The 13,998-nt window shown below is 73.3% G+C and carries 17 protein-coding genes; 12 read left to right on the forward strand and 5 right to left on the reverse strand.

Annotation, left to right across the window (positions count from 1 at the left end; all coding sequences use genetic code 11):
- The first annotated feature begins 45 nt into the window (after positions 1 to 45).
- From OG470_RS06850 to OG470_RS06860, 3 genes are all read left to right on the forward strand, one after another.
- Positions 46 to 1,500 carry a PAS domain-containing sensor histidine kinase gene (locus OG470_RS06850; RefSeq protein ID WP_328421865.1) on the forward strand — a complete coding sequence of 485 codons (1,455 nt, stop codon included), beginning with the start codon at positions 46 to 48 and terminating at the stop codon, positions 1,498 to 1,500.
- A gap of 61 nt (positions 1,501 to 1,561) precedes the next feature.
- On the forward strand, positions 1,562 to 1,978 hold the full coding sequence (locus OG470_RS06855) for an ATP-binding protein (protein ID WP_328426180.1): 417 nt from the start codon (positions 1,562 to 1,564) through the stop codon (positions 1,976 to 1,978).
- Between the two features lie 61 nt (positions 1,979 to 2,039).
- Positions 2,040 to 2,927, forward strand: a complete 888-nt coding sequence (locus OG470_RS06860) for a DUF5926 family protein (RefSeq protein ID WP_328421867.1) — start codon at positions 2,040 to 2,042, stop codon at positions 2,925 to 2,927.
- A gap of 53 nt (positions 2,928 to 2,980) precedes the next feature.
- On the opposite strand, the gene OG470_RS06865 is transcribed toward OG470_RS06860, so the two are convergent.
- On the reverse strand, positions 2,981 to 4,198 hold the full coding sequence (locus OG470_RS06865; RefSeq protein WP_328421869.1) for an arginine deiminase: 1,218 nt from the start codon (positions 4,196 to 4,198) through the stop codon (positions 2,981 to 2,983).
- Positions 4,199 to 4,362: 164 nt separating this feature from the next.
- Between OG470_RS06865 and OG470_RS06870 the strand changes: the two genes are divergently transcribed.
- The 5 genes from OG470_RS06870 (at position 4,363) to pheA (ending at position 7,900) form a co-directional block, all read left to right on the forward strand.
- Positions 4,363 to 5,103: a hypothetical protein gene (locus tag OG470_RS06870; RefSeq protein WP_328421871.1), complete on the forward strand. Its 741-nt coding sequence runs from the start codon at positions 4,363 to 4,365 to the stop codon at positions 5,101 to 5,103.
- A 174-nt stretch (positions 5,104 to 5,277) separates the two neighbouring features.
- A complete protein-coding gene (locus OG470_RS06875) occupies positions 5,278 to 5,736 on the forward strand; it encodes a hypothetical protein (protein WP_328421873.1) in 459 nt (152 codons plus the stop codon).
- Positions 5,737 to 5,811: 75 nt separating this feature from the next.
- Complete coding sequence (locus OG470_RS06880) at positions 5,812 to 6,201, forward strand: ACT domain-containing protein (protein WP_328421875.1); 390 nt, start codon at positions 5,812 to 5,814, stop codon at positions 6,199 to 6,201.
- Positions 6,202 to 6,414: 213 nt separating this feature from the next.
- A complete protein-coding gene (locus OG470_RS06885; protein ID WP_328426182.1) occupies positions 6,415 to 6,933 on the forward strand; it encodes a hypothetical protein in 519 nt (172 codons plus the stop codon).
- Positions 6,934 to 6,943: 10 nt separating this feature from the next.
- Positions 6,944 to 7,900 (forward strand): prephenate dehydratase, encoded by a 957-nt coding sequence (gene pheA, locus OG470_RS06890; protein WP_328421877.1) that lies wholly within the window; start codon positions 6,944 to 6,946, stop codon positions 7,898 to 7,900.
- A gap of 48 nt (positions 7,901 to 7,948) precedes the next feature.
- On the opposite strand, the gene OG470_RS06895 is transcribed toward pheA, so the two are convergent.
- The 3 genes from OG470_RS06895 to OG470_RS06905 all read right to left on the reverse strand — a co-directional run bounded on the left by OG470_RS06895 (position 7,949) and on the right by OG470_RS06905 (position 9,705).
- Entirely contained in the window at positions 7,949 to 8,671 is a 723-nt protein-coding gene (locus OG470_RS06895; protein WP_328421879.1) for an AIM24 family protein, read from the reverse strand.
- Positions 8,672 to 8,774: 103 nt separating this feature from the next.
- The gene (locus tag OG470_RS06900; protein WP_328421881.1) at positions 8,775 to 9,137 is read right to left on the reverse strand and encodes a metallopeptidase family protein; all 363 of its coding nucleotides are present in this window, start codon (positions 9,135 to 9,137) and stop codon (positions 8,775 to 8,777) included.
- 136 nt (positions 9,138 to 9,273) lie between these two features.
- On the reverse strand, positions 9,274 to 9,705 hold the full coding sequence (locus OG470_RS06905; RefSeq protein ID WP_328421883.1) for an OsmC family protein: 432 nt from the start codon (positions 9,703 to 9,705) through the stop codon (positions 9,274 to 9,276).
- Positions 9,706 to 9,836: 131 nt separating this feature from the next.
- On the opposite strand from OG470_RS06905, the gene OG470_RS06910 reads away from it, so the two are divergent.
- The 3 genes from OG470_RS06910 to OG470_RS06920 all read left to right on the forward strand — a co-directional run bounded on the left by OG470_RS06910 (position 9,837) and on the right by OG470_RS06920 (position 12,447).
- Complete coding sequence (locus OG470_RS06910; protein WP_328421885.1) at positions 9,837 to 10,589, forward strand: hypothetical protein; 753 nt, start codon at positions 9,837 to 9,839, stop codon at positions 10,587 to 10,589.
- A gap of 224 nt (positions 10,590 to 10,813) precedes the next feature.
- On the forward strand, positions 10,814 to 11,635 hold the full coding sequence (locus OG470_RS06915) for an HAD family hydrolase (protein ID WP_328421887.1): 822 nt from the start codon (positions 10,814 to 10,816) through the stop codon (positions 11,633 to 11,635).
- Complete coding sequence (locus OG470_RS06920) at positions 11,635 to 12,447, forward strand: HAD family hydrolase (protein WP_328421889.1); 813 nt, start codon at positions 11,635 to 11,637, stop codon at positions 12,445 to 12,447. The genes OG470_RS06915 and OG470_RS06920 overlap by 1 nt, the downstream gene beginning before the upstream one ends.
- Before the next feature lie 20 nt (positions 12,448 to 12,467).
- Here OG470_RS06920 and OG470_RS06925 read toward each other — a convergent pair whose 3' ends face one another.
- On the reverse strand, positions 12,468 to 13,070 hold the full coding sequence (locus OG470_RS06925; protein ID WP_328421891.1) for a bacterial proteasome activator family protein: 603 nt from the start codon (positions 13,068 to 13,070) through the stop codon (positions 12,468 to 12,470).
- Positions 13,071 to 13,155: 85 nt separating this feature from the next.
- Here OG470_RS06925 and OG470_RS06930 point away from each other — a divergent pair, with 85 nt between their 5' ends.
- Entirely contained in the window at positions 13,156 to 13,953 is a 798-nt protein-coding gene (locus OG470_RS06930; RefSeq protein ID WP_328421893.1) for an alpha/beta hydrolase family protein, read from the forward strand.
- Positions 13,954 to 13,998 lie beyond the last annotated feature (45 nt).

Raw genomic sequence — 13,998 nt, forward strand, 5'->3', positions numbered from 1 at the left:
CGCCGGGGGGTGCCGAAACCCGGGTCGGCGGGGCACACTCGGCACATGCCGGAGCGTATCGATTTCCCCGCTCTCATCGCCGGCCACACCATCGTGATCGAGATGATCAACTCTGGGGACGCCGGCCTGCCGGTCCTCACCCAACTGCTCCGGGTGGCCCAGCCGGCGCTCGGCGCGGCCGGCATGGCGTTCGCCGAGTTCGGCCCGACCGGTGGCCGGGTGATCGCCGCGACCGGTGCGGTGGAGTGGACCCTCGGCCGGCCGCTGCCGGCCGACGATCCGGACACCATCTGCCTGCTCTCCGGGCCCCGGGTCCGCCATGCCCGGGTCGACCACCTCAGCGGCAAGCTCGCCGGCGAGCTGGCCGGCAGCGGGTTGCGGCAGATGGTGGTGTCCCGGGCGGAGATCGGCGGCCACACCGTCGGCAGCCTGCACGCGCTCTACCCGGGCGACGACGAGCCGAGCGCCGAGCAGCAGGGGGTGATCGCCTACCTGGCCTCCTGCGTCGGGCACATGTACGGCGACCAGACCGGGCTGCCGGTGCACGGCGACGGGCCGGTGGTGGCGGCGCTCGCCGACGGGCTGGCCGTGGTCGACCGCGACGGGCACGTCCGGCTCTGGAACCCGGCCGCCGCCCAGGTCACCGGCCGGGAGGCCGAGCAGGCGCTGAGCCGCCCGCTACCGTTCCCGCTGCCGCCCTCGGGCCAGGTCCGCGACCACCGGCTGCCGGACGGGCGCTGGCTACGGATCACCTCCGGCGAGCTGCCCGGTCCGGGCACACTGCGCGTGGTCACCTTCCGCGACATCACCGACCAGCAGCGCCGGGATCACGACCGGGAGCTGTTCGTCGCGGTGACCAGCCACGAGCTGCGCACCCCGGTCACCGTGATCAAGGGGTACGCGGACACCCTCACCGACCACTGGGAGTCGTTGACCGAGACCGACCGGCGGCAGGCCGCCCGGGTGATCGGGCAGCGCGCCAACGAGCTGGCCCGGCTGGTCGACCGGCTGCTCTCCTCGGCCGCCGAGGTGGGGCCGGGGGACGACCCGCCCACCCCGTTCGACCTCGGCGAGGCGCTGCGTTCCGCAGTCGTCGACCTGCCGGCGGAGCTGCGTCGCCGGTTGGTGCTCCGCCTCCCGGCCGACCTGCCCAAGGCGCTCGGCCACCGGCCCAGCCTGGCCACCGTTCTCACCGAGCTGGCGACCAACGCCGGCAAGTACTCGGCACCGGACTCACCGATCGAGATCACCGCGGCGGTCGACTGTCAGCTGGTGGCGTTCCGGGTCAGCGACCGGGGCATCGGCATCCGACCGGAGCACGTGGAGCGGGCGTTCGACCGGTTCTGGCAGGGCGAGTCGGGCGACCGGCGCGGCTACCCGGGCGCGGGGCTCGGCCTCTATCTCGTCCGCCGGATCGTTGAACAACAGAATGGATGGGTATCCCTACGTCCGAGGACCGGCGGCGGTACGGTCGCAGAGGTGCGGCTACCGCGCGGTTGACCAGCGGTGGCGCGACGTGGAGGCGACGGTGGCAGGGGCAGCGAGGGATCGGGCATGGTGCGTGGTGGTCCCGCACCACCCCGCCGGGGCACGGCTGGCTCGGCAACGGCTCGCCGGCGACCTGGCGGACGTCGTACCCCCGACGCTCCTCGCGGACCTGATCGCGGTGCTCGCCGAGCTGGTGGGCAACGCGGTGCGACACGCCCGACCGCTGCCCGGCGGCGTGGTCCGGGTGGCCTGGCGGTTGCGGCCCTCGGCCGACGGCCCGCGGATCCAGCTGCGGGTGACCGACGGCGGCGCGGGCACCGGGCCTCGGATCCGGACGGCCGACCCCGACGCGGCGGACGGGCGAGGGCTGCACATCGTTGCCGGCCTGGCGACCCGGTGGGGCGTCGAGCGGGACGGTCTGGGCCAACGCGTCTGGGCCGAGTTCGACCCGATCCCGACGACCCGGCCCGACCTGGTGAGGACGGGCTGAGCGACGGCTCGGGGCGGGTCCCGCCCACGACGAGCCCGTCGGGCCTCTAGGCTGTGACGCCGTGAGCAAGCGTCGAAAGAGCCAGCGCACCGCCGCCGACACCGCCCCCCGCAGGGACAAGGTGCGGGACATCTTCGTGCCGCGACCGTTCGAGGGGCTGGTCGACGAGCCCGAGTGGATCGCGCTGCGCGAGCTGGTCCCCGCCGCCTCCGCGCCGCTGCGGCTGGCACCCGCCCTGGTCGAGGAGTTCGGGGACCGGCCGGCCACGCTGGCCACGGTGCTGCCGATGGCCGCCCCGGCGATGACCAAGCCGGACGGCCGGGTGTTCATCGGCCTGCAACGCCACCAGCAGTCCGGCGACGTCTCCCGGGATCTGGCCGAGGCGCTGCTGTGCGCGCTGCGGACCGAGCCGGGCGACCAGGTGGCCGTGCCGCCGCTACCCGGCCCCGGCCCCCGGCTGCAGGACATCCTCGTGGACGGCCCGCTGGAGATCACCATGCACGACGGGTTCGAGTTCTGGCTCGACCCCGGCGCCACGGACGACCCGACCGTGCAGGCGTCGCTGGAGCGGGCGAACGCGGCCATCTACCCGACGGTGCGACTCACCGCTGCGAAGGCCGCGTACTGGTGTCAGGTCCCGGAGAAGGCGCACGTGCGCTGGGTGCTGCCGGACGACGAGGACGCCGCCCTGGACGCGCTGGCCCGGCTCGGCGCGGCTGGCACGCTGACGCTCGGCGAGCAGACCAAGTTCGCCGGCATGTTCCGGGCGCACGGCCGGCTGGTACCGGTCTGGGACCTGCCGGAGGAGACTCCGGCGACCGACTGGGAGGACCCGGTCGCGCAGTTCGCCAAGCGGTACGCGGAGGCGCTCGCCGTCACCGCCCCGCTGGACGCCGCCGGCCGCCGTGCCCGCCAGGGACTGCTCGGCCGCCAACTCACCCTGCGCTGAGCCCGGGAGGGCCCGGCCGTCCGGCTGGAACCCGGCGCGGGCGGCCCGGCCGCTCACCCGGCGACGGGCAGCGGGTCGCGGACGATCGGGCAGGACATGCAGCGCGGGCCACCCCGGCCGGAGCCCAGCTCCGAGCCGGCGATCGGGATCACCTCGATGCCGGCCCGCTCCAACTGGGCGTTGGTCTCGGTGTTGCGTTCGTAGCCGACGCAGAGCCGGGGTGCCAGGGCGAGGGTGTTGTTGCCGTCGTCCCACTGCTCGCGTTCCGCGGTCACCGGGTCCAGCCCGGTGTCGATGACCCGGAGCTGGTCGAGGTCCATCGCGTCGGCGGCGGCCCGTAGGAACGGCGCGGGGCCGTCCACCCGCGGGTCCTCGCCGTCCGCGCCGGCGATGACGGTGTACGCGGACAGCGCGCTGGCGATGTTCGGATACATCAGCACGGCGTCCACGTCGACCATCGTGCAGACGGTGTCCAGGTGCATCGTGGCGCGCTTCTGTGCGATCGGCACCACCAGGATGGTGTGGGCCAGCCCGGCGGCGAAGACCTGCCGGCCGAGGCGTTCCGCACCGGCCGGAGTGGTCCGCTCGCCCACCCCGACCGCCAGCACTCCGGGGGCGAGCAGCAGCACGTCCCCGCCCTCCAGGTGCTCCAGGTGCGGACGGTAGACGAACTCGGTGCCGGCGAAGCGCGGGTGGTGGCGGTAGATGGCGTCGGTCAGCGTGGTCTCCCGACGGCGCGCCGGCATGGCCAGGCTGGTGACACCGACCCGATCGCCGATCCACAGCGACGAGTCCCGGGTGAACAGCAGGTTGGGCAGCGGGTCGATGACGAAGTCGTGCCGGTCCATCAGGGTGTAGACCAGCCCACCCGGCCGCTCCGAGCTGATCCGCAGCTCCTCGTGGGCCAGCCCGGCGGTTAGCACGTCGGCCAGCGCGGCCGGGTCCAGATAGGAGAGGTGGTCGGCGACCCGGGCGCGGAGGGTGTCGCCGAGCCGGCGGGAGCGCAGCACCTGCTCGGTCAGTTCGGCTCGGGCGTCCGCGACGGCCAGTGTCTCGGCCAACAGAGTGGCCAGGTAGAGCACCTCGACCCCGCGCTCGCGCAGTGCGGCGGCGAACGCGTCGTGCTCCTCCTGGGCGCGGCCGACCCAGGGGATCGCGTCGAACAGGAGAGAGTCGTTGTTGCGGGGGGTGAGCCGGGCCAGTTCCGGGCCGGGCCGGTGCAGCAGTACGGTGCCGAGCCGGCCGACTTCGCTGTCGACGTAGTGGGTCACTCCCGCAGCGTAGGGCAGGGTTTGGCGGCATCCGAGAAAAGAACTGTGGATGAATATGGCATTCATCCACAGTCACTCCAGCGTTCCGGCTTGCCGAACACCGGGAGTGACGACGTAGGGTAGTGAGGACATAACTTTCGAGGGACCTTTTGCCGGAGGTCGCGATGACTGTCTTTCCCGCACGACGAGCCGTACCGACCGCCCGGGCACTGCCGCCCGTCGCGGTGCCCCACCCCCGCGCCGAGTCGCCGGGCGCTCTCGAACCGGTCCGTCCGACCCCACTCGAATGGGCCCGCCGTCGTCGGGCCGAGCGGGGTGCCCGTCGACTGGAGGCGGCCGGAGCGCGGGCGCTCGGCCAACTCGACCACCTCGGGCCGGCCTGGCACGTCATCGAGTGGCCCCGCACCGACGTGGCGGACGTCCTGCTCGATCGCGGCCAGGACGAGCGTGCCGGATTCCTCGCCATCGGGCCGAGCGGCCTGTTCGCGGTGACCGTCGCCGACCACGGCCGTGCCCGGGTGCTCGTCGCCGGGGACGTCGTGCAGATCAACGGCAAGCGGCCGTCGTACGTGGCCGAGGCCCGGCGGGACGCGAAGCGGGCCAGCAAGGCACTCTCCGACGCGGTGGGGCTGCCCGTTCCGGTGACGCCGGTGCTGACCTTCGTCGGCTCCGGCGTGATCAGCGTCTACGGCCTGCCGAAGGACTGTCTGATGGCCACCCACCGGGAGTTGGACAGGCTCCTCGTGGCTGGCGGCAGCCGGATCAGCCCGGCCACCGCCGAGAAGCTGTCCCGGGTCGCGCAACACCCCGGCACCTGGCTGAACGGCACGTACCGTCCAACGGCCGACTACCGGTGGTATGACGAGGGCCGAACGGCCGCTGACAAGCCGGCCCACCGCCGGTAACGTCACCGGCGACGCCACGCGGCTTCCGGTCCCCCCGTCTACCCCACCCGGTTCCGCGCCGTCACCGGCCGCCCCGGCTCACGGCAGCGCGGTCCGGTGGTGGCCCGGTGCGCTCGGTGGTTCCGTCGGCGACCCGCTAGCGTGGACAGTCCGTCGGTGTACATAGGAGGCGCGGTGGCCCACGTCGAACTTTCGCTGTCGGAAGTGTTCGTGCCGGCGGCGCGGGCCTCGACAGAGGCGGAGTCCGACAACTTCGGCCACTGGTCCTCGACAGTCTGCCGGGCCGATGAGCCCTGCCTGCTGATCGATGCCGACACCCGGGTGGTGGCGATCTCCACCGCCGGCTGCGAGCTGCTCTGCCTGGGCGAACCGGACGGCCTGATCGGGCGACCGCTGCTCGACGGCGGGCTGCGCCTGCTCGACTTCACCGCCAACCGGGGTGTGCTGACCGAGGCCGAGATCGACAAGATCCCGCCCCTGCTGGCGCTCTCCTCCGGCCGGCTCGCCCGCGGGCTGCTCCGGGTGCAGGCGGCCTCGCCCGACAGCTCCGACGCGACCGTCGACGCGATCTCCACCCCGGTGCTCGCCGACGGAGAAGTGGCCGGCTCGCTCACCTTCTTCTCCGAGGTCTGACCTGCGACGGAGTGTGTCGTTCGCCGCACGCGGCGATAGTGGGGTGGGTCCACGATGAGGCCGTAAGGTGCCCTCATGCTCGATATCGCTCTGCTGCCGGGGGAGTACGCCGTGTGCCGGTTGGCCGCCGGCTCCGCCCTGCCGTACGCGCTGTCGAGCGGGCTGGGCCACGCCGACGTGGTCACCGTGAGCTGGACCGCCGACGGGATCTCGGTGATCTGCCCGGCTGACCGGGCCCCGGCGCAGGCCGTGGTGGAGACCGCCTGGCGGTGTCTGCGGGTCGCCGGCCCGGCGCACCTCGCCGGCACCGGCACCCTGGCCGCGCTGGTCGACCCGCTCGCCGAGGCCCGGGTCAGCGTGGTCACGTTCTCCACCTTCGACACCGACTACCTGCTGGTGCCGGCCGTCCGCCTGACCGAGGGCACCGCCGCGCTGGAGCGCGCCGGGCATCGCGTCCTCGGCTGAGCTTCACCCGGCCGGCCGCTCCCCCTACGATGGGCTCGGCCACCCCGGCCACGACGACGTTTCCGATGTCCCGAGGATCGGCCCGTGCCGTTCGCCCCGCCCCGCCACGCGTCCGCCCCACCGTGGGCGACGACCCGCGTCCCACCGGCCACCCGTAAGCAGACGGCCGTCCGCCACCCGGCGGTGACCCGTGCGCTACCCGCGACCCGCGTCCTGCCGGTGGCGCTCGCGCTGCTCGCGATCGGGACGCTGGCCGGCTGCGGCGCCCCGCCCGAGCTGCGCGGTCCGGCCGCCCTGCCGACCGGCAACGCAGCCTCGACGGCACCCGGCCCGACCGGCACCCCGAGCACCGTGCCCACCACCGCGCCGACCGGACCGCCGATCGGCGGGGTCACGGCCACGCCGGACGCCGGGCTGGTGGCGACAGCCTGCCGGAACGGGCCGACCGGGCAGCGGGTGGTGCAACTGCTGCGCGGCCGGGCCGCCGTGCTCCCGGACAACGTCCGGGTCAAGGTCCGCACGGGGCCGCTCTGCGCCGCCGACTGGCAGTACACGGTGTTGGAGGTGACCGGGCACGAGGAGCTTCAGGTGGTCACCCGCGGCCGGCCCGACGCGCCGGAACTGGTCACCGCCGGCACCGACGTGTGCACCATCGAGGTACGGGCCGCCGGTCCGGCCGGGATTCGGACGCTCGCCTGCGACGCCGGTCCGGCCGTCGGGCCGGGTGCGTAGGCTGGTCGGCATGCCGGGAACACCGCCGACGCGCTTCGTCTACCTCGGTCCGGAGGGCACCTTCGCCGAACAGGCCCTGCGCACCGTCTCCGCTGCCGAGCGCGGCAGCCGCACGCCTGCCCGCAGTGTCGGGGAGGCTCTGGACAGCGTCCGGTCCGGCGACGCCGACGCCGCGCTGGTGCCACTGGAAAACTCGATCGGCGGCGCGGTCGGCGTCACCCTGGACGAGATGGCCGAGGGCGAGCCTCTGGTGATCACCCGGGAGGTGATCCTGCCGGTGGAGTTCGTGCTCGGTGCCCGGCCGGGCACCTCGCTGAGCTCGATCCGCACCGTGGCGGCCCATCCGCAGGCGTCCACCCAGTGCCGGGGCTGGCTGCGCGACCATCTGCCCGACGCGGTCGTGGTCGACGTGCTCTCCAACGGCGCGGCCGCCGCCGGCGCCGGGTCCGGCGAGTACGACGGCGCGATCTGCGCGCCGATCGGGGCGACCCGGCACCGCCTCGCGGTGCTCGCCGACAAGATTGCCGACCACCCGGACGCGGTGACCCGGTTCGCGCTGGTCTCCCGTCCCGGGCCACCTCCGCCGCCGACCGGCGACGACCTCACCTCGCTGGCGATCTACATCGCGCACGACCGGGTCGGCGCGCTGCTCTCGGTGCTGATGGAGCTGGCCGTCCGCGGGGTCAACCTCACCCGGATCGAGTCCCGCCCGACCGGCGAGGCGCTGGGCCGGTACGTCTTCTTCCTGGACTGCACCGGGCACGTGGCCGACGTGCGGCTGGGCGAGGCGTTGCAGGGGCTGCGCCGGGTCTGTGCCGACGTGCGTTTCCTGGGCTCGTACCCCCGGCACCGCTGGGCCGAGGCGGCGGGCGAACGGCCGGTGCCCGCGCCCGCCGGCCTCTCCGACGCCGACTACGCCGACGCGGCGGCCTGGCTGGCCCGACTGCGCACCGGCGAGTTGAGCTGACCGAGCGGTGTGGGCGCCCCCAGACCGGGAGCGCCCACGCCGACGTGGTCAGCTCAGCAGACCGCCGAGCAGGCCGCCCTCCTGCTGCTGCGCGCCGCTGCCCATGATCGGCGGCTCCTCGGACGGCTGCACCACCACGAAGCCCTGGCCGGCGAAGCTCATCGTGAACGACTCACCGGTGCGCCGGCCGAGCAGCGTGCCGAGGCCGAGCTGCTCGGCCCGGTGGTAGCCGGTCTGGAGGTTGGCCGACCAGCAGACCGCGGCCTGCGGGTCGACGTAGGTCGGAGCGTCCACGTTGAGCACCACCGGAGTGCCCTTGGTGGTGATGGCGATCCGGCCGTACCCGCTGAAGACGCAGTTGAACAGGCCGGACGAGGAGCTCATCCCGGCGCCGCCGACCATCCTGATGTCGTACTGGAGGGTCGAGTCGAAGGCGAGCACGCTGGAGCCGTTGATGGAGAGGGCGTCGCCCGGCTCCAGGTCGATGATGTGCACGTCCTTGGCCAGCTCGGCGAGGAAGACGTCACCCTGGCCGGAGACCTTCATCAGCGGGACGCCCTCGCCGGTGAGCTTCTGCTTGAGGAACTTGCCGAGCCCGCCGGAGCCCAGCGCCTGGAACTGCACCTGCCCCTGGTAGGCGACCATCGACCCGACCCGGGCCATCGCCTCGCCGTTGAGCTCGATCTTCAACATCTTGGAGTTCTGCAGCCGCATGCCGGCCTGTGCGGACTCCTTCTCGAGATTCTCCGAGGAGAACAGCTCGCTGCGCATGAAACGTGCCTCCTGAAAGGGTCGCGGTCGCTGCACCGACGGTAGGCGACCCGGGCAAGATGGCGCATCGGCTGAGCGGCGGGTCGGCCGGGACGGGCCGGGCTCAGCCCCAGCCCAGCGCGTGCAGCCGCGCGTCGTCGATGCCGAAGTGGTGGGCGATCTCGTGCACGACGGTCACCGCCACCTCATCGACGACGTCCTCGTCGTTGTCGCAGATCCGCAGGATCGGGTGACGGTAGATGAAGATCCGGTCCGGCAGCACGCCCGCGTAGTCCCAGCCCCGGTCGGTGAGCGCGTGCCCCTCGTACAGGCCGAGCAGGTCGGGCTCGCCCCGCGGCGGGTCGTCCTCGACCAGGATCACCACGTTGTTCATCAGGTTGAGCAGTTCCCCGGGCACCTCGTCGAGGGCGTCGGCGACCAGTTCCTCGAAGCGCTCGCGGTTCATCTCAACTGGCACCTCACCCATTGTGCCCGAGGGAACCGGCCGATCCGGGTCACGATCCGCGACCCCTATCGAGATCCGCGCGTTCACGGAGAGAGCGGCCGCCCGAGGATCGGGCGGCGACTCCTTCCGTGAACGGACGGCGTGCGGGTCGGGCGGTTCAGGAGGCCAGGCGGGCGGTGAGGGTGATCTCGGCGCCCGGCGAGAGCAGGCGGGAGATCGGGCAGTTGGCCTTGGCGGCCTCGGCGAGCTTCTGGAACTCCGCGTCGTCGATGCCCGGCACCTGGCCGACGGTCTCCAGGTCGATCCGGGTCACGGTCATCCCGGCGTCGGTCTTGTCCAGGTGGACCTTGGCCGTGGTCTCGACCGAGGTGGGCGTCGAGCCGGCGTCGGCGAGAGCCTTCGAGAACGCCATCGAGAAGCAGCCGGAGTGCGCGGCGGCGATCAGCTCCTCGGGGTTGGTGCCCTCGCCCTCCTCGAAGCGCGACTTGAAGGAGTAGTTGCCCGACAGGCCGCCCTTGCCGGTGCGGACGGTGCCGGAGCCCTCGGTGAGGTTGCCCTGCCATTGTGCGGATGCGGTACGGATTGGCATGACCCGAACGCTAGCGGAAAGGCGACCGCCGGGCGACCGACCGGCGCCGACGCCCGCCCTGCGATTCCCGTCACGATCCGCCGGCTGTGAAATGATTCGGCCCAGGCCCGCGACCGGCGGAAGGATGGCCGATGTCCGAGGAGCTGCCGATCCCCCGGCAAGGTGACCGGTCCGACGGCCCTGCCGTGATCGAGTGGGGTGCTGTCGAGCCGGCCCCGCGGCGTCGGTTCGGCCGATCCCTGGCCGGCCTGACCCGTGACCCACGGGTACCCCTGCTGCTGGCTGGGCTCGGCGCGGTGGCCGGGGTCGCCTCGCTGGTCGGCGAGTGGCTGGTGATGACCGTGCCGGATGGCGGACCCGACGGGAACACCGCGATCGAGGTGCCCGCCGGGTTGTCCGAGGTCGGCGGTTTCGGGGTCGGCTATCTGGTGGGGCTGCTCGGTCTGGTCTGCATCGTGGCACTGGCGCTGCGGGGCACGGCGGCCGTCCGGCCGAACGCCCGGTTGGCCGGGCTCACCCTGGCCGGAGCCCTGCTGGCGCTGCTGGTGGCCGCCGTGGCGACGCTCGACGACCCGGCTCAGCGGAGCCTCCTCTACTCGTCCCAGGACGGATTCCGCGCCGAATACGGTCGCGGCCTGGTGATGGCGTTCGCCGCCTGCGTGCTGCTCGGTGTCGCGCTGCGGCTGGCACCGGCCGCCCCGGCCGCCCCGGACGCTCCAGACGCCGGGCCGGCGGAGGGCGACCGGGCTGGGGACGACGGGACGGGACGAGGCTGGCGCCGCCGCCGGGACCCCGACCCGATCGACGAGGACGGCCGTCCCGCGCCGGCCGACCTGACGGTCACCTCGGCGGTCCCGTTCGCCCACCCCGAACCCCCGAGCTGAGCAGCACGGGTTCGGTCCCCCGAGGCCCCGTTGGGCGATCTCGCCCGCACTGCGTGTTTCTGCGATCCATGGCACCGACGGTGCCCCGGCCGTTGGCGCCCGATTCGCCTGGAAGCCATGGTTGCGACCCGTTCCGCGAGATACGGTTGCTGCCCGCCGTCACGCCGGGTCTCGGCACCAGTACCGCACGGCAGGCTGCGACGGCGGCGGGCGAAGGAGGAACGATGACCCGCCCGGGACTGCCCAAGCTGATCGCGACCGACCTCGACGGGACGCTGGTCCGCAGCGACGAGACCGTCTCCGCGTACACCCACGGGGTGCTCGACCGGGTGCGGGCCGCCGGAATTCCGGTGGTTGGCGCGACCGGACGCGGCCCTCGGCTGACCGAGCTGACCCGCAACGACATCCGGGCCGCCGACTTCCTGGTGATGGCCGGCGGCGGGCGGGTGGTTGACCAGAGCGACCCGACCGGCCCGGTGGTGCTCCGTGATGAGCGGCTGGCCGGTGAGGTGCTGGCCCGGCTGCTCGCCGACCTGGAGGCCGAGGTCGGCCCGCTGACCGTCATGGTCGAGGCGTCCGACGAGCACGACGCCCCGCTCTGGGGCGACTACCACGCGAGCTGGCCGTACCAGGACAGGTTCGAGGCGCGCAGCCGCGCTGAGTGCCTCTCCTGCGACGTGATCAAGGCGTTCGCCCGGACGGCCGACCACCACGTGGACGAGTTGCTGGCGGTGGCCCGTCGGATCGTCCCGCCGCAGGTCGCCACGCTCACCCAGGCCGGGCTCGGCTTCATCGAGATCTGCCCGCCCGGCGTCGACAAGGCGACCGGGCTGACCGTGGTGGCGCAGACCCTCGGGGTCGACCCGGCCGACGTGCTCGTCTTCGGTGACATGCCCAACGACCTGCCGATGTTCGGGTGGGCCGGCTGGTCCCGGGTGGCGGTGGCCAACGCGCACCCCACCGTCCGCCTCGCCGCCGACGAGGTGACCCTCCGCAACGACGACGACGGGGTGGCGGTGTACCTGGACCGACTACTGTCCCGGTGATGGAAGAGACGCCGCGACTGATCGCCACCGACATCGACGGCACGTTGATCCGCGACGACCACACGGTCAGCGCGCGCACCGCCGACGTGCTGGCCCGGATCGTCGCGCAGGGCACGCCGGTCGTGCTGGTCACCGGCCGCCCGGTCCGCTGGCTCAAGCTGGTGTACGAGCAACTGGCCGAGCCGCTGCCGGCGGTATGCGCCAACGGCGCCGTGGTCTACGACCCGGTACGCGACGAGGTGCTGCGCGCCGACCCGCTCGCCCCGCAGCACCTTGCCGAGGTGGCGGAGCGGCTGCGTGCCGAGGTGCCCGGGATCGCCTTCGCGGTGGAGATCCTGGACAGCCGGGAGATGCGCCACGAGGAGCGGTACCCGCTGCGCTGGGACGCCGACCACGAGGCGATCCGGCCGGTACGAACGCCGGAGGAACTGCTGTCCGTCCCGGCGGTGAAGCTGCTCGTGCGGGCCGGCGAACAGGACCCGGACGCCTTCGCCGAACTGGTCGCCGTGGCGGTGGCGGGGCTGGCCGAGGCGACGCACTCGTCGAACTCCGGGTTGGTGGAGATCTCCGCGGCCGGGGTGACCAAGGCGGCCGGGCTCGACTGGTACTGCGACCGGCTCGGCGTGGCCGCGGCGGACGTGCTGGCCTTCGGCGACATGCCCAACGACGTGCCGATGCTGACCTGGGCCGGGCGGGGTGTGGCGGTGGCCAACGCGCACCGCGCCGTCCTGGCGATCGCCGACGAGGTGACCGCGGCGAACTCCGAGGACGGCGTGGCGGCGTACCTGGAAAAGATCTTCGGGGTGGACTGACCGGGCCGGGGCCCGGCAGGTCAGAGGTACTGACCGGTGCTGTGCCCCTCGCCACCGGCCGGCTGGCCGATGCCCGGCATCCCGGGCACGATCCCGCCGGGGCCGCTGGGCAGCGCCTGCCGGCCGGAGCGCATCTGCTCCAGTTGGACCCGGGCGGCCATCTGCTGGGCGACCAGGGCCGCCTGGATGCCGTGGAACAGGCCCTCCAGCCAGCCGACGAGCTGGGCGTGCGCGATCCGCAGCTCACTCTCGCTCGGGGCCTTGTCCTCGGTGAAGGGCAGCGAGAGCCGCTCCAGCTCGTCGCGCAGCTCGGGGGCCAGGCCGTCCTTGAGCTCGACGATGGACCGCTGGTGGATCTCACGCATCCGGTTGCGGCTGGCGTCATCCAGCGGGGCGGCCTTGACCTCCTCCAGCAACTGCTTGATCATGCTGCCGATCCGCATCACCTTGGCCGGCTGTTCGACCAGGCGGGTCGGATCCTCGCCCTGCCCCTCCTCGGTCTGCATCGTGCCGATCGGCCGTCCGTCCGGGCCGACCACCACCACGGTGCCGGAGTGGCCGGAGTCGTCGGGGCCGGGCTCGTCGTTCTGTCCAGCGGAGCGCGCTTCGGTCATGGGGTCCATCTTTACCCAGCGAGCGCGACCCATGCCGGTCGGGACCGACTCCCGGGACCGAACCACCCGGGCGGGGCGCGCTACGGTTCGCGCCATGCCTGCCGACCCGCGCGCCGTGCTGACCCGGCCCGCACCGGAGCCGCACCGGACCGTGGCGTACGGCGACCACCCGGACCAAGTGGCCGACCTCCGGCTTCCCGCCGGCGCCGGGCCGGCGCGACCGCTGGTCGTCGTGGTGCACGGTGGCTTCTGGCGGGCCGAGTACGACCGGCGGCACACCGGGCCGCTGGCCGCCGCGCTCGCCGCGTGCGGGTACCCGGTGGCGCAGCTTGAGTACCGGCGCACCGGGCAGCCGGGCGGGGGTTGGCCGGGGACGTTGACCGATGTGCTGACCGGGGTGGCCGCGCTGCCCGGGTTGGCGGCCGAGGCGCTGCCCGACCGAGTGACCCGGGCCGCGCCGATCCTGATCGGTCACTCCGCCGGCGGCCAGCTGGCGCTGTACGTTGCGGCCACCGCGCCGGGGACGGTGGGCGGGGTGCTCGCCCTGGCCCCGGTGGCCGACCTGGCCGAGGCGTACCGGCGGGATCTGGACTCGGGCGCGGTGGCCGCGCTGCTGGGCGGCGGCCCGGCACAGGTCCCGGATCGGTACGCGGCGGCCGATCCACGGATGTTGGTGCCGACCCGAACACGGACAGTAGTTTTACATGGTTCGGCGGATCAACAGGTGCCGGCGGTGATGAGCCGGGACTTTGTCACAGCAGCCCGTGCGGCGGGATCCGATATCTCCCTTGTTGAGCTGCCGGAATGCGAGCATTTCGGGCTGATAGACCCAGAGTCCCCGGCCTGGCCCCAGGTTTTGGATGTGTTGCGGTCCCTACACGATGATCAATAGCCATTGACGCAGCGTCGCGGAGCAGGTAGAACGCCGGAGGGGCCG

Origin of the sequence: Micromonospora sp. NBC_00389 (assembly GCF_036059255.1) — a bacterium.
In the GTDB taxonomy this organism is placed as follows: Bacteria; Actinomycetota; Actinomycetes; order Mycobacteriales; family Micromonosporaceae; genus Micromonospora.